General features: G+C 66.7%; 2 rRNA genes. Both read right to left on the bottom strand.

The features are described 5' to 3' along the window. Nucleotides 1-19 precede the first annotated feature (19 nt). Nucleotides 20-135, bottom strand: a 5S ribosomal RNA gene (gene rrf, locus AAAX35_RS09595). Between the two features lie 147 nt (nt 136-282). Further along, nucleotides 283-959: ribosomal RNA gene (locus AAAX35_RS09590) — 23S ribosomal RNA — on the bottom strand; the annotation flags it as partial.

The raw sequence follows: 959 nt of genomic DNA, 5'->3' as shown, positions 1-959 counted from the left end.
CGGCTCGGTGCCGTCCACCGGTCAGCGGCGCCCTGGCCTCCCACGGGCTGACCCCGCAGTACTCTCGGCGCGATGGGGCTTAGCTTCCGGGTTCGGAACGGGACCGGGCGTGCCCCCCATGCTCTGGCCGCTGACCGGTGGGCGGCGCCCACCGTTACGGTGTCCTGGGTCTCACTCTACACGTGCCCTGGGGGCCGCATGGCGCATAGGGGAGGTGACTCGGGGGCATCCTCGTGCCCGGACCGCGCGCAAGCGCTGGGTCCCGCGGGCCGCGAGGTGCGGTTCCGGAAGAGCTCGGGCGATTAGTGCGGCTCGGCTGAGGACGTCGCCGTCCTTGCACCTGCCGTCTATCGACCAGGTAGTCTACCTGGGCCCTTACCGGAAGGAGAACTAATCCCTGGAACGGCTTCCCGCTTAGATGCCTTCAGCGGTTATCCGCGCCGCACGCGGCTACCCGGCCGTGCCGTTGGTCGACAACCGGTTCACCGGAGGTGCGTCCACCCCGGTCCTCTCGTACTGGGGGCAGCCTCCATCGATTCTCCTGCGCCCACGGAGGATAGGGACCGAACTGTCTCACGACGTTCTGAACCCAGCTCGCGTACCGCTTTAAACGGCGAACAGCCGTACCCTTGGGACCTGCTCCAGCCCCAGGATGCGATGAGCCGACATCGAGGTGCCAAACCTTGCCGTCGATGTGGACTCTTGGGCAAGATCAGCCTGTTATCCCCGGAGTACCTTTTATCCGTTGAGCGACGGCCCACCCACTCGGGGCCGCCGGATCACTAGAGCCTGCTTTCGCACCTGCTCGGCTTGTGGGCCTCGCAGTCAAGCCCGCTTGTACTCTTGCATTCAAAAGGACGGTTGCCGACCGTCCCGAGCGGACCTTCGCGCGCCTCCGTTACCCTTTAGGAGGCGACCGCCCCAGTCAAACTGCCCGCCTGGCACGGTCCCCGAGCCGG

This window comes from Collinsella sp. CLA-ER-H11 (assembly GCF_040092445.1).
Lineage (GTDB): Bacteria > Actinomycetota > Coriobacteriia > Coriobacteriales > Coriobacteriaceae > Collinsella.
This window is presented reverse-complemented; position numbering and strand designations above follow the sequence as displayed.